The sequence below is a fragment of the Gimesia fumaroli genome (assembly GCF_007754425.1).
In the GTDB taxonomy this organism is placed as follows: domain Bacteria; phylum Planctomycetota; class Planctomycetia; order Planctomycetales; family Planctomycetaceae; genus Gimesia; species Gimesia fumaroli.
In genome coordinates this window covers 190,533-214,080 of record NZ_CP037452.1, presented here as the reverse complement: position 1 = coordinate 214,080, position 23,548 = coordinate 190,533, and the positions used below count along the sequence as shown (strand labels likewise).

Sequence of the window (23,548 nt, the reverse complement as noted above, 5' to 3'; positions counted from 1 at the left end):
AATTCCGGTTTGAAAAGTGGCATTATTCACCCGTCGGCTCTTTCAGTGAATGACTCGACTGCCGGTATTCCCGCGGCGACATTCCAGTCAGTCGGCCAAACATGCGAATCATCGCTTCCTGATGCTGAAAGCCACACCGGTCGGCGATCTGGGAAACGGGCAGATTGGTTTCCTGTAGCAATTTCGTGATGCGTTTTAATTTCTCCTGGCGAATTTCACTGGCTGGCGACCGATGCAGGGCTTTTTGAAAGCGATGTTCCAGAATCCGCCGGGAGACATTCAATTGTTGCGTCAGATCCGAAACCTGGATCGCTTCGTGTGCATGCTGGCGGATGAACTGAATTGCTTCCCGCACCAGATCATCATCGGCAAACAGGGTATCGGTGGAGGCTCGTTCTTGAATCTTTAGCGGAGGAATCAACGTCGGTTCCTCCGGTGCTGGTCTTCCCTGAATCATCTGGTCCAGTAATGAAGCCGCTTCGTAGCCGACCACATGCGGCGCCTGATCAATGCACGACAGCGGAACCGGGGACAGCGCCGACATCAGAGGATCGTGCTCGATACTGAGAATGGCGACCTGATCGGGAATTTCCAAATGATGGTTCACACAAACCGTCGCCACCTCGCGTCCGACTTTACTCGACCAGACCAACAGCGCCACCGGCTTGGGAAGCTCCCAGAGCCACTGTTTCAAGCGCTGCTGCTGTTTCTGATAGTCGGCTTCCTTCGTCAATTCATAATAGGGAAAATCGAAACAGATTCCCTCCGCCTGTTCCACCGCAGTCTGAAATTCCTGCTGGATGGTCTCGGGATAATGCGACGTCGGATCCGCGCCGATATAGCCGAACGAACGGAAGCCTTTCTCCAGAAAAAAGGTGGCCGCCAGACTCGCGCAGGCCCGCTGATCGGAAACGACTTTGGGAATTTTTGTCGAATGCTGTCCCAGCCATGATACATTCACCGCCGGTAAGCGGCGTTTGATAATCGACTGCTGAATCCGAGTATCCGTCAACCGGCAAATGGTGCCATGCCCTTCCCAAGAGGCGGGAAAGCGGAGCCGCTCTTTTAGCCCCCGGAACTCAATCCAGAAATCCCAGCCCCCCTGCTCGAATGCGTAATCGGCAATTCCCTGAATAATCTGTCGACTCCAATCGCTGGAAGTCTGGACTAACAAAGCTATTTTACGCCGTTCGGGAAATCTCACCATTACACCTGTTCTCAATCGGGAATCTGAAAAAGCGGCCTGTTTCTCTACAAATCATCGTATACAAAAACGATTGGCGTTTGTTAAAGAAGCTGTGAAGACCATGTAAATATTGTCAATTTAACTGCGTGTTTTATCATTGTATTCTGGCGTGAATCCTCGATACTTTTCAATGCACAATGAAGTTTGACTGTAGCCTGACGGGAATTTTCCTGGTTTCCGTCAGGCCGCGAACTTCGGTAGTGTGTCACAGCTGCCAGAAGGCAACCCTAAAAACACCACTGTCAAACACCACCACTATTTTCTCCTTCGCTTTTTGTTCACGAACCATGTCATCACCAGCGTCCCCAACAAAATATGATGTGATTGTGATCGGCGGCGGCGTGCTGGGTGCATTTCACGCCTTCTTTGCGATGCGGCGGGGCTTCAAGACTCTGTTGATCGAGCGGAATCTGTTTCCCAAGCAGGCGTCGATTCGGAATTTCGGTCTGATCATTCCGAGTGCGATGCCCGCCGGCATCTGGCGCGACCGGGCGCTGGCCTCGTGTGAGATCTATTCCAAGTTAAGCGAATTACTGGGCGTTCCACTCCGCCGCGTGGGAACACAGTATTTGGCGCATTCGGACGAGGAAGCGACGTTTTTAAAACGACTGGCAAGCGAACAGAACGACGTGCTTTGTCCGTCGGAATTTTTGAACGCGGAAGAAACAATCCGCACGAGCTGTTGCCTGAATCCGGAATTCTGCAAAGGGAGCCTGTTGTTCCCGCAGGATCTGCAATTGGATCCAAGCCAGTTTTTCCGCGCATTCGTGAACTGGCTTACCTGTGCTTCCGACTGTGATTACCTTCCGAAAACCACGGCAGTCTCGATTGAGGAACGGGCTCGGCACAGTCAGATTACCACCGCCGATGGCAAACAGTTTCATGCGAAACAGGTTTTTGTCTGTTCGGGAGCCGACCTGCAAACGCTCTATCCGGAAATCTATGCGACCGCGAATCTGCAGTACTGCAAGCTGCAAATGCTCAAACTGTCGAATCCCGAAAACCGGACACTGGGAACGAACATCGCTTCCCCCATCGCACTGACGCGTTATCCGGCGTTTCTGAACGCCCAGTATTCACAAGGCGTTTCGCTGGAACCACCTGATCAGGAATTACTGGACCAGGGAATTCAAATCTGGATCACGCAAAATGAAAACAACGAATTTATATTAGGCGACTCGCACGAATACACGGACGAGCCGCCGACCGAGTTTCTGTCTGCGGAAATCGAATCGCTGATTATTAATTATGCGCGAAAGATGTTTGTGAATCTGGATTTTCAGGTCACAGATCGCTGGTGTGGTATTTATACTGAGGAAAAGTCAGCAGGACTGTTCCAGCACACCATCAGTGATCGCGTGCAACTTGTCACAGGCATCGGCGGTAAGGGAATGACAACAGGGCCGGGGCTGGCTAAAGATAATATAGGCCAACTCTCTCTTTAACAAAGTAAAACCTGATGTCAAACAAACGCAATCGCAACTGGCAGCTGCTGACCCTGACAAGTCTGTTCCTGGGTTATGTCGGTTATTATATCTGCCGCTCGAATCTGGCAGTCGCAACGCCACTCATATTGAAAGAGTATGGCGGCGTGGGAATTACCAAAATCCAGATCGGCACTGTGGCTTCCGTCGGCGTGATGCTGTATGCGATTGGCAAACTCTTTAACGGATATCTGGCCGACTTCCTCGGCGGCCGTTTGATGTTTCTCGTGGGCATGATTTGCTCGATCATCTTTTCCGTTCTGTTCGGCCTCGCCTCAGGTCTGACCGTATTTATCATTGTCTGGGCCTGTAACCGCTATTTTCAGTCCATGGGCTGGGTCGCCCTGGTGAAGACGGCGTCACGCTGGTATCCCGTGAAATGGCATGCCACCGTGATGGCCATTCTCTCGCTCTCCTTTCTGTTCGGAGATGCCTTCGCCCGCGTCTACCTGGGCAGCCTGATTCTGTTGGGAGAGAAATATGCGTCGTTCGAGTTTCTGGCAAACTGGCGCACTGTGTTTTTTGTCGCCGCCGGCACACTGACCGCAATTGCTGTCTTTGTGTATTTCACTTTGAAGTCGAGTCCCAATGATGTCGGGCTGGAAGAACCCGAGGCCAACCCGATCAATGTGTTTGGCGCGGAAGGCAATCATGCCGAACGGATTTCGATTAAAGACGTGTTGAAGCCTTTATTTGCCAGTCCGTTATTCTGGCTGATCTGCATCATGAACTTCAGTCTGACGCTTGTACGGGAAACGTTTAATTTCTGGACCCCCACCTTTCTGAATGAAATCGTTAAGTTTGATATTGGTGAAGCGGCCATCGGCAGTATGCTGTTTCCCCTGGTCGGTGGCTGTTCCACATTGCTGGCAGGAGTGACGTCCGACCGTTTGCGGGGCCGTCACGGTCGCGTTGTGCTTCCCAGTTTGATTCTGCTGGTGTTATCACTGGGCTTACTGGCGACAATTGATGTCGCCGGCAAACCGGTGTTGGCACTCACCTTACTCTCACTGGTCGCCTTCTTTCTGATGGCCCCGTATTCGTTTCTGTCGGGTGTCATGGCCATTGACCTCGGAGGCAAACGCGGCTGCTCCACAGTGGCCGGACTCGTTGATTCCGCCGGTTATCTGGGCGCGATTTTATCCGGCCACACTGTCGGAATGATCGCCCAGTACTATGGCTGGAAGATGGCCTTTGGTGGTCTGGCCGGCATTTGTTGTACGGCGATTATCGCCGGAATCGTATATTGGCTGATTCAGGAACGGGATATGAATCTGGCAGAAGCGCTCTCATCGGAACCCGAAGCGGAGGCCTCTGATGAAACCTGATCAAATCGTGGAGGAAATCCGCACACGCTTCTGTGAAAAAGGGAGCGACATGTACGCTGGCGAAGCGGTCTCACAAACCGAACACGCGCTGCAAGCCGCATTCGCCGCCGAGCAGGCGGGCGAAACCCCGGAACTGATCGTGGCTGCGTTCCTGCATGACATCGGGCATCTCCTGCACAAACACGATGAAGACTGTGCGACACAAGGCATCGACGATCTGCATGAAACCATCGGCGCGCAGTGGCTCGTGCGCTATTTTCCTCCCGCGGTCACCGAACCGATTCGTCTGCACGTCGACGCCAAACGCTATCGCTGTGCCACCGATGCAGATTATGCGTCTCGTCTGTCGCCTCCTTCCGTTTTAAGCCTCCAGCTGCAGGGAGGCCCGTTTGATGCAGAAGAACAAGCGGCATTCGAACAAAATCCGTGGTCTCAAGATGCCCTGCGCCTGCGTACCTATGATGAAGCAGCCAAAATCCCCGGCTATGAAACGCCGGAACTCGAATATTTTTTAACCTATGTCCAGCGCGTCCTGAAACAACCGACCCTGGAAACCAACTGAATGAAAGTCATTATGTCAGCCAACAAAATCAGACTCGTTATTTTTGACTGGGCGGGAACCACCATCGACCATGGTTGTTTTGCCCCGATCTCTGCCTTCATCAAAGCCTTCCAGGCCTGTGGTGTAGAACTGACGCCCGCCCAGGCACGGGGACCGATGGGTCTGCATAAAAAGGATCACATCCGCAGTCTGTTTCAACTGGATCAGATCGCCGCCCAGTGGGAAGCGACTCACGAGCGTCCCTGGTCGGAAGAAGATGTCGAACAGATTTATCAAACGTTCATGCCACTGCAGGTCAAGGAAGCACAAGACTATACCGATCTGGTGCCCGGCTTGTGTGACACGATTTCAAGACTGCGAGAACGCGGCATCAAAATCGGTTCCACCACCGGTTACCCGCGGATCGTCGCCGAGCCGGTTCTGGCAGCAGCCAAGGCACAAGGCTACGATCCCGACTATTCCATGTGTGCCGACGAAGTTCCCGCAGGACGCCCCGCGCCGTGGATGATTTATCGGAACATGGAAGCACTGAATGTCTTTCCTCCGACATCGGTGGTGAAAGTCGGCGATACGGTCCCCGATATCGAAGCCGGATTGAATGCGGGCACATGGACAGTCGGACTGACGCAAACGGGCAGTGAAGTCGGACTGACGGTCGCCGAATTCGAAGCACTGGATAACGATCAAAAAGCGAGCGTGCTGCAAACCGCAGAAACCAAACTCAAAAACGCGGGCGCTCACTTTGTAATTCCCACGCTGAAAACACTTCCTGAAATCATCGAACAAATTGAAGCAGGTGCGCATTAATATGGACGCAGACATTCCTTATTTATTACTGACCCCCGGACCACTCACCACGACAAAGAGCGTGCGTGAGGCGATGGGCGTCGATTATTCCACCTGGGACGTTGACTACAATCAGCGCGTCGTCGAAATTCGCGAGCGACTGGTGCGACTGGCGACAAACAAACCCGGTTTTACGTCGGTCCTGATGCAGGGCAGCGGCACCTTCGCCGTGGAAGCCACCATCGGATCGGTGATTCCCACTGACGGAAAACTGCTGGTGATTTCCAATGGGGCCTACGGCAGCCGCATCGCGCAAATTACCCGTTGTTTGAAAATCCCACTTGTGGAACTTTCGTACTCGGAAACAGAATCGCCCGACCTGGATCAAATTCGCGCCACGCTGGCCGACGACACTGCGATCACACATGTCGCGATGGTGCACTGTGAAACGACAACCGGCATGTTGAACCCGGCCGCGGAAGTCGGGCAGATCGTTGCCGAGGCCGGCAAAGACTATATTCTGGACGCGATGTCTTCCTTCGGCGGGATTCCACTGTTGATGGAAGACTTTCATGTCGATTACCTGATTTCCTCGGCCAATAAATGTATCCAGGGTGTTCCCGGTTTTGGCTTTGTCATCGCCAACCAGAAGAAACTGGAACAGACGGCAGGCTATGCTCGCTCCTTAAGTCTGGATCTGTTTGACCAATGGAATGAGATGGAACACAAAGGGGGGAAATGGAGATACACGTCCCCCACGCATGTGGTGTGTGCGTTCCTGCAGGCGTTGAAAGAACTGGAGGCAGAAGGGGGCGTGGCGCAGCGGCATGCCCGCTATTGTGAAAACCAATCCACCTTAGTCGCAGCAATGCAACAGGCGGGATTGCGCACCCTCTTACCCCGAGAATTACAATCGCCGATCATCACGTCGTTTTATTATCCCGATTCGCCGCTGTTTTCTTTCAACCAGTTTTACGATGAACTGAAACACTGCCGGTATGTGATTTATCCGGGAAAAATCAGCCAGGCAGAAACATTTCGGATTGGAAATATCGGCAATGTGTTTCCCGCTGACATGCAACAGCTGGTGGAACAGATTGAACAGGTGCTGGATGCGATGGCGATTTCTTCCGGCAAGACGAAATAAAGGGAACCCGGCAGATAAAAGTACACTTTCGGTTTTCGAAAAGGGTGTTTATAAAAAGGTCTCTGTTCTTTTCTGATACTCAAACTAAAAGTCTCTACCAGATTCAAACTCGCGCCGTCTGAAAATCAGATCGCGTCAGCCAGATCATAGTAAGTCGTATGAAATCATGAGCGATCAATGTATCTCGATTGTCCTGACAGGCGACGATCCCCCTTTGCAACGTACTGTTGTTGAAAAGCCGGAACTGCAGCCGGGAGAAACTCTGGTGGAAATCCTCTGCTGTACGATTTGCGGGAGTGATCTGCATACATACGAAGGCACACGTTCGACCCCCTGCCCGACGATTCTGGGACACGAAATGATCGGGCGCGTGGTTGATTTCAATTCTGAGCTCCCAATTCGCGATTACCTCGACCGTCCTGTTAACATCGGTGATCGCATCACATGGTCTGTCGCGGTTTCCTGCAAAGAATGTGAAAATTGCCGCCGCGGCCTCACACAAAAATGCACTCGTCTTTTCAAGTACGGCCATCAACGTCTCACCGATCAGAATTATTTGAGTGGCGGCCTGGCCAGCCACTGTCATCTGGTCAAAGGGACGACCATTTTCAAAGTGCCGGAATCGTTGCCCGATCAGGTTGCCAGCCCGGCGAACTGTGCGACCGCCACCGTGATGGGAGCATTTCGCCTTGCCGGGGAAATTGAAAACAAGTCCGTGCTGATTCTGGGGGCGGGCATGCTGGGAGTGACCGCTGCCGCCGTCGCGCATTCACACGGCGCTACGGCAGTGATTGTCACCGACATCGAACCAGAGCGTGTCAAACGCAGTCTGGAATTTGGCGCGACGCATACGGTACTGGCCAAAAAAGAACAACCACTGCATGCGGAAATTCAACATCTGACTGACGGACGCGGCGTGGACCTTGTGTTCGACATGACGGGGGTTCCGGAAGTCATGGAAAGCGGCCTGGAATCGCTGGCGATTGGCGGTCGCATGATTCTCGTCGGTGCGGTTTACCCGGCCCGGCCGATTCAGTTCTCTGCGGAAACCATGGTCCGCAAGTTACTCAGACTGGAAGGCATTCATAATTATACTGATCTCGACCTGGCAAACGCGTTGAACTTTCTCGAGCGTTATCAGAACCAGTATCCGTTTCAGCGACTCAGCGAACATTCCTTTTCTCTGGAAGAAGTCCCGGCTGCGTTTGCAGAGTCAGCCAGTCACCGTTCGTATCGTGTCGCCATCCTGCCACATCAGTTTGATTAACTTAACCTGGACACAGTCTAAAAGTCGATTTCAGCCGACTGCCCCAGGTCAATCCCGCGTGCAGGACTGGCAACGCGACCGTACCGACTGTTCGGCTGCTGTTGTGCTCGACGACCAGGAGCACGTCGCGGTTGGGGACGAGCTTGAGCAAACTGCTCTCGTTCCTGTAACAGCGAGGTGCGCGGTGAACGCTGTGACTCGGGTGCAAAGGCAACCGTTTCGTTGATTTGATGACTCTCAGGTTGACGGCTACTTTCTGACTGACGTCCGCTGAAGGGAATCCGTGACTTAATCGGAAGCGGCCGTGATTTTCGGCTCTCTCGATCAGTTTGATCCAGGCTGGCCAACTCTGTTTGCTCGTTCATGGCTATTTCAAATTCGTCTTCACTCTCATCAGGACTCTGAGAACGAATCACAAGATCCTTGTTCACGGTCGCTGGCTTTGCTTTGGGATCGTTGGCTGCCAGCTGCTGACCGGCGGGAAGATTCAGAGCCGGGCTGCCTGCCATTATCCAGCTGCCCCAGTGCTGTTCGAGGGCTTCTACATTTTTGTATTTGTATAACTTGGCGATGGCTTCGTCCCAGCCATTCTTATGGGCGTCTTCCAGAAACATCAGATAGCGTTTTTTGCCGCCGGTCTGCAGCAGGAAGTCGGCCAGGGAATACCCTTCCGCATACAGCGTCAGCACCTGTTGCATTTCCGAGGGATATTCGGTCATGGAAAGCAGATGCCTGAGGGGAATCCGTTTGTTCGTTCCCATCACCTGACGATTCAACAATCGCTGACGTTTTTTCTCTGATTCATGTTCCACGATCGTCGCAGCACCTTCGTCGGCCCAGCGAGGCAGCGGTCGACGAAAGTGGCATGCGAAGATTGTGTGATTGACTTCATGTGGTAAGACCGAATCCAGAATGCGTTCCAGTGATCCCTGGATCTGCATGTCCCAACCAAAGACTTCTCCCCGGTCGAAGGAAAACGTGGTCGCACCACCGGCACCATAATTACCCACTTTGACCTTGATTGGACAGGGGGCATACCATTTGGGAAGTTCATGTCCCAGCCAGGTAATGGCCAGTTCCTTACGGTAGATCTCAGCAGCATCGCCCACCTGTTTGGCGATTTCCGGCGTCGGTGCATGAGTGATGAAATTGGATGTTTTGTAAGAGGCTCCCAGCGATAAGAATGCTGCCAGGAATAAAACGAAACAGCGACAAAGTTGAGCTTCCATGCCCTCTTGTTCCTTTTGGATTGCAGCCGAAGATGCGGGTCTTCGACTGACACACTCTCAATTGATTGTAACGGGATAGTTTTGGGTCGATCACTCGAAATGGGGTTTTGAGATATGATCGTGGGAAGAACCTGAGGTTCCGGTTGCCTGAAACGATGGTTGGTGAATTCCATTCATACGAAACGCAGCGAGTCAGGTGAAAGATGGTTAATGCAAACGGGAGGCCAATAGTTCGAAAATCACACCGAAGCGGGATTCAAAGCAGAGCCAAGATGCGCATAAGGCATGACTCGCATGCCACTTACGGCATACACACAAAAAAGTTTGGCAGCAGAACCTTCGTCAAAAGAGACGTGTCAAAACATTGTAGAAATTGCAAAGTCGCCCTGGGAATGAGAGGAAATGCAAATTTTACAATTCAGAAATCGATGCGGACACAAGGCTTAAAAACGGAGTCGCGCGAAACCCCAGCCTAAGAAGAAGCCGACCAGCATCAGAATGCCCAGCTCGGTAATTCGCTCGGTCTGGCTCTGTGCGGAGTTGAAAAATGCCTGGTAAGCGAACCCCAGTACCATGAATAACGCGGCACCGAATTTACCAAAACGGACCCGAACTTCGCCGGGCGCCTCTTCTGGCTCACCCGGTTGCTTTGGAGAAGCCGCTGGTTCTTGACTGGGATCATCTGACTGGGACGGGGGCTCCTGCTCCACGATCAGGCCTCGACTTCCAGATTTTGCAGTTCATCAATAATCATTCGAACCAGTTTTTCGAGATTGGCGCCGGTCGCAGAGGAGATTTGCATCACCGGATGTCCTAATTCTTCTTCCAGCAGTTCAGCCACGGGGGCCGCATCAGGCAGTTCGCTTTTGGTCACCACCAGAATTTCCGGCCGTTCCATCAGCGTGGGATCATAAAGCCGCATCTCTTCCCGAATCTGACGGTAGTTCTGAATCGGATCGGTCTGGTCCATGGGTGACGGTTCAACCAAATGCACGAGGAGCCGCGTCCGCTCAACATGCTTCAGGAATTCATGCCCCAGCCCAACGCCTGCATGAGCACCTTCAATCAAACCGGGGATATCGGCCATCACGAACTGGTGATCAAAACCAACGCGAACCAAGCCTAAATTGGGATATTTCGTGGTAAACGGGTAGTCTGCAATTTCGGGGTGCGCCTTGGAAAGCCGGCTCAGCAGCGTCGATTTACCAGCATTCGGTTTCCCGACCAGGCCGACGTCAGCGATCAGTTTCAGTTCGAGTGAAATATCACGCTGATCTCCCAAGCCGCCCTTTTCAAACTCACGGGGTGTCTGATGAGTGGCGGTCGCGAAATGACGATTGCCGCGCCCCCCTTTGCCCCCTTTGGCAACCACCACGCGATCACCGCTCTGCTTCATGTCACGTAGGAGATGACCACGTTTACTATCCAGCACCAGAGTTCCCGGCGGGACCATAATGATTGCGTCCTGCCCCGATTTCCCGGTCTTCAAGCTTCCCGACCCGTGTCCGCCGCGTTCGGCATTCCAATGTTTGTGACCGATGATATTAGCGAGACTGCTGACATTCTCATCAGCGAGCACCACCACATCACCCCCTTTGCCGCCATCGCCCCCATTGGGACCGCCGCGCGGGACGTGGGCTTCCCTTCGGAAACTGGCACACCCGTCTCCGCCGTCGCCCGCTTTACAATATATATCTACTCGATCTACAAACATAATGACCCGTCTACTGACACTTTTGAATTCCAGACTTTCCTTCCCCGAAAAGAATTCCGACCTGGAACCGTTACCGGACCTGATCTGAAGGGAAAGGCGCTTTATAACGCCGGTCACAAAGCTCAAAGAGAATGCGTTTTGTATCTTCTTTTAATTTAACAACTTATGAACCATACGAGGGCACAGTTTTCGCACTTTATTTTCGAGTTGTGGAAACGAACCACCCTGCCTGTTCCAGCATGACAACGCGAAAGATCGTCTCAGGGACAACCTGCTACAAAGTACCACAGGGAGTAATCATTGTAGATGGTCTCCTTAAAAATACGAGAGCCGATTCGTGCATTCTTCCACAATCCCGACCAGGAATGGGGAGCCGCAACGATTCTCCTGACAATCTCGGAAACATACCTCTCACAACCATAGCTAATAAATCATTCCCAGATAGTCACTTACAGCATTTTTTGCATTGCAATTTCGGATTGACCTGTTTTCGACCTCACTTTATACTCCCGCTCCCCTGAACATGCCCGCAAGGATGCGACATAAGGATATGGCGTGATGAGTTCCCTTCCTGCAAGGTCGGTAATCGAGTTTTCCCAGTTTGATCAGTTACGAGATGCGCGCGAGATTATTTTCTGCGAGGCGGATGCGCTGCGCCAGATGGGCCATGCCCTGGGAACCGAACTCTGCGACGCCGTCGAATTAATTCTGTCCCGCAAGGGCGCTGTCATCTTAACGGGCATGGGCAAAGCAGGGTTGATCGCACAAAAAATCTGCGCCACACTCTCTTCGACGGGCACACGTTCCCATTTTCTGCATCCCGCGGAAGCCATTCATGGCGACCTGGGCTGCTTGCATTCCGATGATACCGTACTGGCACTTTCCAATAGCGGCGAAACAGAAGAACTCAGACGGCTGCTCCCCCTGTTTCAGAAAATGAATCTGCCGACAATCGGCATCACGGCCCGCAAAACAAGCTCGCTCGGCCGTGCCTCTCAAATCGTATTGTGCCTGGGAGATTTGAAAGAAGCAGGCCCACATCAGTTGGCACCATCCACCACAACGACGGCGATGCTGGCGATGGGCGATGCGCTCTCTCTGGTCCTCAGCAAAGCCCGCGGATTCACACCGCTGCAGTTTGCCACCTTTCATCCCGGAGGGAATCTGGGACGAAAGCTGACGCAGATCAATGAAGTCATGCGTCCGCGAGACGAAGTGCGAGTAACACAAGAAACCAGTTCCATCCGCGAAACCTTTGTCCGCTTGAGTTGCCCTGGCCGTCGTAGCGGTGCAGTGATCATTGTCGATGAATCGGATCGGGTCACAGGGATCTTCACCGACAGCGATCTGGCCCGGCTGCTGGAAGAACGCCGCGATGCACAACTGGATCGACCGATCTCTGAAGTCATGACGGCGCAACCGACTACCATTCAATCCGACGCTTCTCTAGAAGCGGCCGTCGAGCTGTTAAAAGCACGCAAACTCAGTGAACTGCCGGTCGTCGATCAACGGCAGCATTTAGCAGGTCTGATCGATATTACCGATGTCATCGGCTGGCAGCCACAACTGGCACCCGCTACAGACAAACAGGCGGGATAACCCGCTTTCGATATTCCTTTCTGACAATCCTCTCTTACATTAGAAACGATTTTTCCAATTCCATGACCGGAGCCATTCAATATAACAGGAATGGATTTTTCGATCGCCTGATATCAAACCGGCTATTGCTGACCTGGGTCACAACACTCTCATTAACCGGCGCGTATCTTGTGTATGCGCAAACGTTGCGGCTGGTCATCAAGGAAAAAATCATTCGACGTGAATTTCCCAAAGAGGTCTTCACGTCTCCCGCCTATTCATCGGGAAGTAACGAGAAGGCCAAAACATTTCTACCTGAGATTCCCTGGGCCGCCGATGCCCGCTATCAGTTTAAAGACGAAAACGTTTATATCTATACGGAAAGCTGGACACAGGAAGAGAAAAAGAAAGCGGCCCGGTTAAAGCCGTTTGCGATGTTGATGTTCGACCGCAAAAAAGGGGAATCCGAAGCCCCGTTTGCTTTAATGAGCGAAGAAGCACTGGTCCGCTTTGAACAGCCATTTGGAATCAAACATACCGACCCCGGTCGGATGATCGCTGGCTCTCTGGAAGGCGATGTAAAAATTACAGGCCCCAACGGACTGATCATTTATGGCCGTAATTTCTTCTATGATGAATCGTCCATGAATATCTGGAGCGACCACGAAGTGCGTTTCGCGTATGGAGACCATCGTGGTCGCGCCCGTGGCATCGAAATGAAACTGATTCCTTCCGCCGAAAAACCGAAGGAACTCAAGCCGGCCGCGGAAGGCATCCGCGAAATTGTGCTCCGCCGCGACGTTCACATGATACTGGCATTGAAAAAGAAGGAAGAAGCAAAAGCTTCCGAGACCGGTATCTCACGTTTTGCCACAGTCAAAAGCACAGGCAGTTTCACGTTTAATCTGGAAACGAATCGGGGCACGTTCACAGATAGCGTACGCGTACATCATCCGACCAATGCCTATCAGGCGGATACACTGGATTGCGATAAGCTGCAACTGCAGTTTGTTCGCCTGGCAGAAACCGATGAAGAGAATGGAGAAACGGTTCCTGAACAGACAGAAAACAAACAAGCATTCGACCATAGCAGTGGCAAGCTGGAATTTCAGGAACTGGTGGCAACGGGCACAAACGTCTTACTGATTTCTGAAGAAAAACAGTTTTCGGGAAGAATGACCCGATTCTCCTACAATGAACAAAGCAAAATGATCGTCCTCACGGATGAACGGGCCGTTCGCGTTTCGCAGCAATCGTCGAAACTCCAATGTCCTGAGATTATGATCCATCAGGATGAGGAGGGACGTCTGGAAACCTTTCTCTGCAAAGGAGCCGGCTGGATTAAACACGCTGATTCCCAAACCGGCCAAATCATGATGACGGCGCAATGGGCCAGACAAATGAAAAAATCGATCGATCCGGAAACCCAACTGGAGATGATCGAACTGCAGCAAAATTGCGATGTCAGACAACCTGCCGAGGAATTTGCATTGTTGGCGCAAAATGTCCGACTCTGGCTGAAAGGAGATCTGCCTTCACTCAAAGAGGCGGAATCACTCCAACAGGGAACGCGTCAGTCTGATGCTGGTAATAATGTTCAAAGCAAACTTGACCCCTATAAAATGATTGCAACACAGGATGTCACGATCTACAGTCCTCAACTTCGCGGAAAAACCAAACGGCTTGAAATCTGGTTTGATCAGGCGACAACGCCGCAGTCAGTTCCGAACGCTCCACTCAGCCAACAGCCGCAGTTAAGAAGTGCACCGGTCAAGCAGGTCGCATTTGCCGTTGATGATGCGATTCCTTCGCGTGCGGGCCGTTCAAGAAATGTAAGCGGCCCATTCTCTGATCCAGGCAGACGAAGTGTTCCCTCCCGTCAGCAGTCGCATTCTCCAGAGGGACGAGCAGTCCTCCCGCCAAGAAAGAACTCTGTATTTCCGCTGCAGGATCAATTATCCGAAGAACCACCTGAGCCGGTGGTGGTGCTTGCCGACCTGATGAAAATTCGCATGAAGAAAAATTCAACCGGAAAAGCAGAAGTGGCTGAGGTCTGGACCGAAGGGAATGTTTCGGTGCAGCAGCTGCAGGGCAAAGCAGAAAAGCCGCTGCATATTACAGGAAACCAGCTGCACATTGAAAACAAAGGCGAGAACGATCAGATTCTACATGTGATCGGTAAGCCGGCGAAAATCAATGCACAGGGTTCTCAGATTGAGGGCGAGAATATTTTTCTTTACCGCTTGGCCAACAAGGCGAAGGTCGAGGGGAAAGGCTTGTTGCTGCTGCCGGTGCGTGGCGGCAAAAAATCGGCCGCCGGTCTCTTATCAGGCGCGGATGGCATCACCCAGGAACATAACCTGACAGAAGCCGGTCTGAACGAAGAAAATAACCAGGACAACGTTCTGGAAATTCACTGGGACCAGGAAATGGTCTTTGATGGATTGACGGCAAATTTCTTCGGCAAGGTCAGAACCAATATGGGAGACAACCGCCTGCGATGCCAGGAGATGGAAGTCATTTTGTCCGACCGTGTCTCGTTTACGAAAAAACAGCCGAAAGACCAGAAACCCAACGTGCATTTCATTACCTGTCGGGACGGCGTCGAAGTCGAAAGCAACGAATATCTGGAGAACCGCCTGGTCGGTATCCGCAGTGCCAGCTTCTGGCAGATGCACGTCGATCAGGAAACGGGCAATGCGGAAGCCCGCGGTCCAGGCTGGCTGGAATTGTGGAGACGGGAAAACTCCGGACAGCCCCGCTCTCAAACAAAAAGCTCTCAAGCCAATTTGCCTCAAAAAACAGACTCCGACAACTGGACTTACACGCGAATCGATTTCAACGGCAAGATGGCCGGCAATGTGGAACAGCGCAGTACGACATTCGATGATCGCGTGCAAATTACCCACGGTGGTGTGAAGCGACCGCTGGACACGATCGATCCAGATAAACTGCCTCCCAACGCCGGCTGGATGCGGAGTAACAGCCTCAAGCTGATTCAGCATGAAATCAGTGGCCAGAAGAAAAAATATATCTCGATGCTGGCGAAAGGAAATGCAGAACTGGAAGGGAACGCACTCGTCAAAAACAAAAGGACGCCGACGAATCAATCCTTCAGTGCCAGCGCCGACACCATCAGCTTTGACGAATCGAAAGACCTGTACATGCTGCGTTCCTTCGGTAATCGGAAAGCAACCCTGCGACGGTTTTCACGCGTTGGCAGCGATCCCACTCAAAGTGTGGCACAACAAATCGAGTTTGCTCCCGCTCATGACCGGGTCACATTACACGGCGTAACCGGAATACAAGGGTTGCCCTGACCTGCTTTCAGCATGATTTTATAGAATCATTCTTTTTTCCACTGTCCGTCTCGCATACAATCCATTGAGGGAGTTTGCTTTCTGTCGTAGCGTCTCCTTCGTCTGAATTCAATCAGGGAAACGGTAACCATGCCTGTCCAGAAAGATCAACCTTCACGATTCCCATTCGAGCCAGCACTATCTGTCGTGAAACAGGCAGTTGGCGCGGGGCATATTGGTCGATGGTATCGGATGTTGCTGATCGTCTCACTGATGCTGGTTCTGTCTCAACAGACATTTGCGCAAAACCCACGTGCCAGGACAGCCTACCAGCAACAATACGAGGCACTGCAAAATAACTTTCAGAATGATCTGAAACAACTGGCCGCCCGTTGCCAGCAGGAGCAACAGTTCGAAGGCGTTCAGACGATCGCCCAATTGCTTAAAGTATTACAGGATTTCGATCCGCATTCCCATCCACTGCCGCGCGCAGTGCGGACCGACATTCCCCTGAATCTACCGCCGGCAGAACGCAGCTGGCGTTTGAAACTGCGCAACCTTCGAGAACAACAGGCAAACGATCTGTTTGTCTTCTCACGCAAAGTCTTATACGCTGGCTTCCCCAGCTATGCTTATGATCTGATTCTGGAAACGGCTTACCACAACCCCGACCATCGCTCGGTTAGACTGATCCTGGGTTATGTGCGTAACGGCGATGAATGGATGACTCCATTCGAAAAAGAAATGCAGGATCGCAAACAGCAATGGCATGAGAAATATGGCTGGCTACCGGCCTCACACATCGCCCGTTATGAACGGGGAGAACGGTATGTGAACGGTCGCTGGAAGTCGGCCGCCCAGGAAGCAGAAATCCGACGCGACTTCCGCAACGCCTGGGAAATCAAGACTGAACATTTTCTGATCAAAACGAATCACAGCCTGGAAATGGGCGTGAAACTGGCGACAGAGATGGAAGAGTTTCATCGCTACTTCCATCAAACCTTCGTCGGCTTCTTTAAGACGCCGGAGCAATTACGAAAATTATTTGAAGGTGCCCGGAATCCCTTTCAAAGACGAAACAAAAATTCCCAGCACGTCATGCACTACTACCGAACCCGCGACGAATATCTGCAACGCTTACAGAAAGAGATCCCCCAGATTGCTTTAACGCACGGCATCTATCTGTTCGGCGATCGGATCTCGCACTTTTATCATCGCCCGGATGCAGAAGGCGATCTGGGAACCCTGTATCACGAAGCCACGCATCAACTGTTTTACGAAACCGGTTCGCTACGCAGCAACAGGCAGGTCGGCGAGAAAAATCATTTCTGGGCCATTGAAGGCATCGCCTGCTACATGGAATCGTTCGAGAAAAACGGCAATGTCTTTCGATCCGGCAACCCGAATCATATCCGCTTCAACGCTGCCCGGTATCGGCTGCTGGAAGACGAATATTATGTTCCCCTGGAAACGTTTGCCGCTATGGGTCGCCAAGCCTTTCAAACCAGTCCTAACATCAGCCCCAATTACAGCCAGGCATCGGGACTGTCTCACTTCTTCATGCACGCCAAACAGGGAGAATACCGGGACGCCTTCATCAATCAGATGGCACAGCTTTACAGCTTCAACTCCCGCATTCGCAACAACGCAAAAACACTGGAAGAACTGACCGGCCAGTCTTACGCCGAGCTGGATCACGAGTACAAAGCCTACTCCGCAGCGCTGCAAAAAGCCCTTGATGAACGCGCATTAAGCCTGCAGACTAAATAAGTATTCTTAATATACTTATTTCGCGTTGTGGTAGTGTCGATCTTCAACTCACCCCTGTCTCAAATGCACTCGAATTGCGGCCCAACAAGTCGTCATATCCAACAAAATCGCAACAACCATGCACACCTAGCCACTTTGGGGGATTAAGGAGACTTGATCTCTCCTGTAACAACGCATACTATTCCTTATTGAGTGATTTACCTTCCGACTTAGGCTGTTTTTCATTCCCGCCTGATACGCCTATTCAGTCCGCTTTTTCACTTTTAAACCTTCCGCCTTTTTCCCAAGTTTTTTATCTGGAAAGTACAATGAAGAACCCACAATCAACGAACGTGAAGCGAGGTTTTACGCTGATCGAATTGCTGGTCGTGATTGCAATTATCGCAATCCTGATTGCCTTGTTGTTACCCGCCGTTCAACAGGCACGCGAAGCAGCCCGGCGCAGCACCTGTAAAAATAACCTGAAGCAAATCGGCCTGGCTTTACACAACTACCACGAAACTCATAGTGTCTTCCCTCCCGGCGGCCTGGGAACTCATGGCCCGACAGCGTGGATCCACATCCTGCCTTTTGCCGATCAGGCAAACGTGTATAACAAGCTGGTATTTGAAGGAACATATTTCTGGTTTGGTGGTGGATCAAGCATCCCGAATTCACCGGCCATCAACGATACGAAACCACCTTACATGGCTTGCCCTTCGAGTGCTTTAACACAGACCTATGCCGCCAAGACTGGCAGTACCACCACAAATGTTTTCATCTCTTCCTACATCCTGATTTCAGGAGCCGTTGGACTTGATCAAATTCAGGATGACTCTTATTCCAAAGGTGGATTCACTGGTAAAGGCATCCGCTCCAATGGGGGTTCATTTACATTCAGAAGTTCATACCGCATACGTGATTTTCTGGATGGAACCTCGAACGTCGCGATGGTGGGAGAACAATCCGGCTGGGGACATGATGCCACCGGCAAAAAAGTCGATATTCGTTCCGCAAAGAGCAATGGTGCCTGGATGGGGCCGAACACACCCATCAATCACGATCCCCGTTGTTACAATACAACCACACTTCGCTATCCCATCGGTTATCAGAATACGGGAACCGGAATTGGTAATGACGCTTGCAACAATCCGATTCAATCACAGCATGTTGGCGGAGCGCATCTGCTTTTAGGTGATGGAGCCGTGCGATTTGTATCAGCAAATTCGGACTTTGACACCATCCGCTATCTCTGCTGCCGTGCGGATGGCCATGTTCTCGGCGAATTTTAATTCGCTTTTGTTAACGTCAACAAACTAAGTCTCAATCGATGTGGTGTGCTCACAACTTGAGGACACCACATTTTTTTTCGTATTCAAGACAACTCATCTCCGGAATATAAAATGAAACCGATTTGCGCTACCATCATCAATCCACTTTTAATCTTGAGCATCGTAATCCTGGCCGGTTGCCAGGGTGGAACATCAGAACATGGTCCTACCGGATCGCTGTCGGGAAAAGTGACTTATAAAGGTGAGCCCGTGAAAGAAGGTATGGTTCAATTCAATAACCCCGACAAAGGTTTTGGTGGCCAGGCTGTGATCAGTGAAGAGGGAACCTACACCGTGAGCAATAACGTCGGCGGACTGGTAACCGGGACCTATCAAGTAAGCGTTGTTCCGCCGATGATTGAAAAATCATTCGGCCCAGACACACCTCCCTCGGAAGTGCCCAAAGAGATGCCCAACATTCCACAAAAATATCATTACCCCAAAACCAGCGGCTTGAGCATCGAAATCAAAGAAGGCGAAAACACTTTCGACATCGACATGCAGTAACGTGGCTCTATCATTCCCAAAACAGGTTATGCTATTTCAATGCATAACCTGTTTTTATTGATATTCACAACACAAGAGGCCTCTTTTCCATTCTTTACTATTGACGCCGCGCCGCCGTCGAAGCGATACATGAGCCATCTGAAAAGAGGCCCGGCAGATCAATTTCTCCTGGCTCACGTTTCCAATTGAAAAACTGCCGTCAACACTGATTGATTTGAGTCCGGCGCTGCTTTATGATCGGGTGATTCCCTGTTGTTCGCATTGAAGAGAAACCCGCGCTGTTAAGCTGCTCGCGAAGAAAGAACTCGATCATGCATCGGCCACTGATATATTGTTGGTCAGGAATTCTACTCCTGCTCATCGGAACGTCTGCCTATGCTGAACCGGATGCGGCCCCGTTTGTCTCCGGTTTTGATCGGTTTGCCCGTCATGCAGAAATTGAACCTGAGGTCGGCGGCAAACTGTTACTGAGTGAACTCAGCTGCACCGCTTGCCATCAGACAGACCAATCTGACCTGGCGCCCAAAGGGGGGCCGCGATTGACGGGGGCGGGGAACCGACTGCAGCAGCAATGGGTCAAGGAGTACCTGGCAGCACCGCATGCGGTCAAACCAGGTTCCACCATGCCCGACGTGCTGCAACATTTACCGGCGGAAGAAAAACGTCAGACGATCAAAGCACTAGCGGCGTTTCTGATGGCCCAAGAAACAGAGTTTCCGACGATCAAAGCGACCGGCGCCAATCCGGTACCTTACGAATTCTGGAAGAAAGGCAATGTCGAACGAGGTCAGGAACTGTATCACAAGATCGGCTGCGTCGCCTGCCATGAACCTGATGAAACATATGAGCCGGGTGAAACCAAAATTTCCCCCACCGATCAAATGCTGGCCCAACTCGACCCGGAAGATATCATCGAAATGGGGCTGGCCGCGAAAATGCGTCCCGTCAAATCGGTGCCTCACGGAGATCTGCCGACTAAATACACGCGACAAGCATTGACGTTTTTTCTACTGAATCCGGAACAGACGCGCCCCGCGGGTCGCATGCCACAACTGAAATTGAAAGCCGTTGAAGCCGCCGACATCGCCGCGTATCTGTTGCGTAATCAGAAAACAGAACCAGCAGAGAACGCCGCCAACAACGATGCCGCACTCATCGCAGAAGGGCAAAAACGGTTTGTTCAACTGCAATGCGTGAATTGTCACGCAGCGCAAAATCTGAAACCAAAACAGTTCGCAAAACCACTGGTTCAATTGAACGCCAAAGCGGCGACAAGTTGTATTAGTCAGTCTCAACCCGGCATGCCCGCTTACCCGCTGGATCAACAACAGCAGGCGTCTATTCAGCAGGCACTGGCATCTCTGCCTCTGAAACACAAACCAGAACCCAAACAACGTCTGGCCTTTCAACTACTGCAACTGAACTGTTATGCCTGTCACGTACGGGACAAACAGGGGGGCGTTGGTTTTAATCGCAAGCCCTATTTCGAAACCGTCAATCATGTGGACCTGGGTGATGAAGGTCGTATTCCTCCCACGTTGACGGGCATCGGCTTTAAGCTGCAAAAAAAATGGCTGGCAAAAGTGCTGAGCGGCAAAGGGGACCTGCGATTTCACATGCATGCCCGCATGCCCGTTTTTCCCAAATCTGTCGTCGGTTCACTTCCGTCCGAGTTTGAAACAGCCGACAACAGCCAGAAGCTTCAGCAGGACAAACAAGTCTTTCCCGATCATGGCAAGCTGGCGTCTGCCGGTCGCGTGATGCTGGAAACCGGCTGCATCCAATGCCATCCGATTCGAGGCGAAAGTATGCCGGGCGTGGTAGGCACCGACCTGGGTGACGTCACCAATCGCGTGCACCCCCAATGGTTCCACGATTTTCTGCTCAACCCGGCTTCGCTGAAACCCCGCACCCGCATGCCGACATTCTTCCCCGACGGTAAAAGCCAGATTAAAACGTTACTCGACGGCAGCGTGGATCAACAGATCGCCTCACTCTGGTCTTATCTGAAAGCGGGAGAGAAACAGCCGCTGCCTGAAAAAATCCTGGCTGCGAAATCAAAGAACTATGAACTCGTGCCTGAAAAGAAACCCATCATTCTGCGGACCTTTATGCAGGAGGCAGGAACGCATGCGATTGCCGTGGGCTTCCCGGAAAAAGTACACGTCGCCTTCGATGCCGAACAGGTCCGACCGGCGATTTTCTGGAAAGGCCGCTTCCTCGATGCGCAAGGCACCTGGTTTATTCGCTTTGCCCCGCCGGCGATTCCATTAGACAAGAATCCGATTCTCCTGCCAGCCGGAGCACCACTGGCACTCTTGAAAAACCAAGGCCAGCCGTGGCCGGAATTCTCTGCGAACGATAACCCGTATCAGTTTCAGGGCTATCGCGTTGATAAAGCAGGCATCCCCACCTTCCTGTATCGCTTTAGCGAATATGAGATTGAAGACCGCTTCGCCCCCGGAAAAAAACAGAGCCTCAAGCGAACCATCAAGATCAAAGGCACACCCAGTTCTGGAGCACTATCAAAACTCTGGTTCCGTGGTTTAGCGGGGGATTCTCTGAAACAGATCAAACCGGGCACAATGAAAAATCAAGCTGGCCTGACGGTTTCCGTTTCGAACGCATTCGCGAAAACGAGTCAACTCCGCACGATCAAGGACGAAACGGACTGGATCATTCCGCTTCCCGCCACTGACAACAACACAGCAGACAGCACCACAATTGAGGTGACTTACCAATGGTAAAACAATCATACATCTTTCTGCCGCTGATCTTCGCAATGCTTGTAGCGACTCTGATTCAAACCAACCAGAGCTTCGCACAGAGCGAAGAGGATTACTATCGGCTCGTTTCCATCATCACGCCGAAAGCGCAAACCGAATCGCGGTCGAAGAACTGGAAACCCGCACCCGGCGATCTGGTGCTGGAAGTCAGCGGCTTAGCGGTTCTCGATGACCGGCGTGTGGCCGTTGCGATTCGGAAAGGGGAGATCTGGATTCTGGACGGTGTCTATGATGAACCGCCCAAAAATGTCACCTACAAACGCTTCGCCTCCGCCCTGCATGAACCGCTGGGACTGATCTGGAAAGACGGCGCCTTTTACACGGTGCAACGCAGCGAACTGACGCGCATTCGTGATACCGATGGAGATGGAACCGCTGATGAGTATCTGACTGTCGCCAAAGGCTGGGGCGTGACAGGTCACTATCATGAATACGCTTACGGCCCCGAAGTTGATCCTGACGGAAATCTATGGCTGACTTTGAATATCGGACTGGGACTCAAGAAAGAGCACAAAGCCCGGGCCGTGACTGATCCGACGCTCGGCTTTTCGCAAGGCCGCTGGCGGGGCTGGGGCATGAAATGCACGCCCGACGGAAAACTGATTCCCGTCTGCGCGGGGATGCGTTCGCCTTCCGGCCTGGGTGCGAATCGGGAAGGCGATATGTTCTACACTGATCAGCAAGGCAACTGGGTCGCCACGAACACACTGCATCACATGCGCAAAGGGGCCTTCTTTCACCATGTCGAAGCGCTGGCTTCCATGAACCTGGAAGGCTCGCCGATCAAGGGCATCAAAACGATTCCGAACGGGCTCCCTTTTCCCGAAGCGGTCAAACGCATGCCGCAACTGAAACCGCCCGCGGTCTGGTTTCCGTATAAAAAAGCGGGGCAGTCGGCGACGGACATCATGCTCGATGACAGCGGCGGCAAGTTCGGTCCGTTCGACGGTCAGTTTTTTGTCGGCGAATTCACACAAGCCTCAATGCAGCGCGTCTTTCTGGAAAAAGTGGACGGCGAATACCAGGGCGCCTGTTTTCCCTTTCGGGAAGGCTTCGCGTCGGCCGTCTTGCGAATGGATCAGGGAACCGACGGATCGGTATTTGTCGGCCTGACCAACCGCGGTTGGAGCAGTCTGGGAACCGCCTCGTATGGATTACAGCGTCTGGTCTGGACGGGCAAAACGCCATTTGAAATCAAAGAGATGCGGGCACAGCCGGACGGCTTTGAACTGGTTTTCACTGAGCCTGTGGATAAGAAAACGGCAATCGACCCGAAGTCTTATAAGTTGAAAAGTTATACCTACAACTATCACTCATCCTACGGCAGCGATGAGATTCTCAACAAAGAGTTAACGCTTGACGCCATTACCGTCTCGGATGATGGAATGCGCGTCCAATTAAAAACAAACGGCCTGCGCCCCCTTTACGTGCATGAACTGCGGGCCGAGGGCGTGAAGAATAGCCGGGGGCAACCATTGTTGCACCCGCAAGCATATTACACGTTGAATCGCATTCCCAAACGCGACGGGCGTTGA

17 protein-coding genes are annotated in these 23,548 nt (G+C 52.0%); 13 read left to right on the top strand and 4 right to left on the bottom strand.

The features are described 5' to 3' along the window. Window positions 1-22: 22 nt before the first annotated feature. Window positions 23-1,207 carry an AraC family transcriptional regulator gene (locus Enr17x_RS00845; protein ID WP_145305368.1) on the bottom strand — a complete coding sequence of 395 codons (1,185 nt, stop codon included), beginning with the start codon at window positions 1,205-1,207 and terminating at the stop codon, window positions 23-25. A 326-nt stretch (window positions 1,208-1,533) separates the two neighbouring features. On the opposite strand from Enr17x_RS00845, the gene Enr17x_RS00840 reads away from it, so the two are divergent. The 6 genes from Enr17x_RS00840 (at window position 1,534) to Enr17x_RS00815 (ending at window position 7,820) form a co-directional block, all read left to right on the top strand. Further along, window positions 1,534-2,691, top strand: a complete 1,158-nt coding sequence (locus Enr17x_RS00840; RefSeq protein WP_198000891.1) for a TIGR03364 family FAD-dependent oxidoreductase — start codon at window positions 1,534-1,536, stop codon at window positions 2,689-2,691. A gap of 14 nt (window positions 2,692-2,705) precedes the next feature. After that, on the top strand, window positions 2,706-4,058 hold the full coding sequence (locus Enr17x_RS00835; protein ID WP_145305366.1) for an MFS transporter: 1,353 nt from the start codon (window positions 2,706-2,708) through the stop codon (window positions 4,056-4,058). After that, window positions 4,048-4,620 carry a phosphonate degradation HD-domain oxygenase gene (locus tag Enr17x_RS00830; protein ID WP_145305365.1) on the top strand — a complete coding sequence of 191 codons (573 nt, stop codon included), beginning with the start codon at window positions 4,048-4,050 and terminating at the stop codon, window positions 4,618-4,620. The genes Enr17x_RS00835 and Enr17x_RS00830 overlap by 11 nt, the downstream gene beginning before the upstream one ends. Continuing rightward, the gene (gene phnX, locus Enr17x_RS00825) at window positions 4,621-5,427 is read left to right on the top strand and encodes a phosphonoacetaldehyde hydrolase (protein WP_145305364.1); all 807 of its coding nucleotides are present in this window, start codon (window positions 4,621-4,623) and stop codon (window positions 5,425-5,427) included. Between the two features lies 1 nt (window position 5,428). Further along, complete coding sequence (phnW, locus tag Enr17x_RS00820) at window positions 5,429-6,553, top strand: 2-aminoethylphosphonate--pyruvate transaminase (protein WP_145305363.1); 1,125 nt, start codon at window positions 5,429-5,431, stop codon at window positions 6,551-6,553. Between the two features lie 166 nt (window positions 6,554-6,719). Beyond that, window positions 6,720-7,820, top strand: a complete 1,101-nt coding sequence (locus Enr17x_RS00815; protein WP_145305362.1) for a zinc-binding dehydrogenase — start codon at window positions 6,720-6,722, stop codon at window positions 7,818-7,820. Window positions 7,821-7,837: 17 nt separating this feature from the next. On the opposite strand, the gene Enr17x_RS00810 is transcribed toward Enr17x_RS00815, so the two are convergent. The 3 genes from Enr17x_RS00810 to obgE all read right to left on the bottom strand — a co-directional run bounded on the left by Enr17x_RS00810 (window position 7,838) and on the right by obgE (window position 10,763). Next, window positions 7,838-9,049: a hypothetical protein gene (locus Enr17x_RS00810; protein WP_145305361.1), complete on the bottom strand. Its 1,212-nt coding sequence runs from the start codon at window positions 9,047-9,049 to the stop codon at window positions 7,838-7,840. Between the two features lie 443 nt (window positions 9,050-9,492). Further along, entirely contained in the window at window positions 9,493-9,759 is a 267-nt protein-coding gene (locus Enr17x_RS00805; protein WP_145305360.1) for a hypothetical protein, read from the bottom strand. 2 nt (window positions 9,760-9,761) lie between these two features. Continuing rightward, window positions 9,762-10,763: a GTPase ObgE gene (obgE, locus tag Enr17x_RS00800; protein ID WP_145305359.1), complete on the bottom strand. Its 1,002-nt coding sequence runs from the start codon at window positions 10,761-10,763 to the stop codon at window positions 9,762-9,764. Window positions 10,764-11,321: 558 nt separating this feature from the next. On the opposite strand from obgE, the gene Enr17x_RS00795 reads away from it, so the two are divergent. From Enr17x_RS00795 to Enr17x_RS00765, 7 genes are all read left to right on the top strand, one after another. Continuing rightward, window positions 11,322-12,362: a KpsF/GutQ family sugar-phosphate isomerase gene (locus tag Enr17x_RS00795; RefSeq protein ID WP_145305358.1), complete on the top strand. Its 1,041-nt coding sequence runs from the start codon at window positions 11,322-11,324 to the stop codon at window positions 12,360-12,362. Between the two features lie 62 nt (window positions 12,363-12,424). Next, window positions 12,425-15,661 (top strand): hypothetical protein, encoded by a 3,237-nt coding sequence (locus Enr17x_RS00790; protein WP_145305357.1) that lies wholly within the window; start codon window positions 12,425-12,427, stop codon window positions 15,659-15,661. 129 nt (window positions 15,662-15,790) lie between these two features. After that, window positions 15,791-17,410, top strand: a complete 1,620-nt coding sequence (locus tag Enr17x_RS00785; protein ID WP_145305356.1) for a DUF1570 domain-containing protein — start codon at window positions 15,791-15,793, stop codon at window positions 17,408-17,410. A 308-nt stretch (window positions 17,411-17,718) separates the two neighbouring features. Further along, entirely contained in the window at window positions 17,719-18,681 is a 963-nt protein-coding gene (locus Enr17x_RS00780) for a DUF1559 domain-containing protein (protein ID WP_145305355.1), read from the top strand. A gap of 111 nt (window positions 18,682-18,792) precedes the next feature. Beyond that, window positions 18,793-19,227 (top strand): carboxypeptidase-like regulatory domain-containing protein, encoded by a 435-nt coding sequence (locus Enr17x_RS00775; RefSeq protein ID WP_145305354.1) that lies wholly within the window; start codon window positions 18,793-18,795, stop codon window positions 19,225-19,227. Window positions 19,228-19,538: 311 nt separating this feature from the next. Continuing rightward, the gene (locus Enr17x_RS00770; RefSeq protein ID WP_145305353.1) at window positions 19,539-21,974 is read left to right on the top strand and encodes a c-type cytochrome; all 2,436 of its coding nucleotides are present in this window, start codon (window positions 19,539-19,541) and stop codon (window positions 21,972-21,974) included. Between the two features lie 35 nt (window positions 21,975-22,009). Further along, entirely contained in the window at window positions 22,010-23,548 is a 1,539-nt protein-coding gene (locus tag Enr17x_RS00765) for a DUF7133 domain-containing protein (RefSeq protein ID WP_390622558.1), read from the top strand.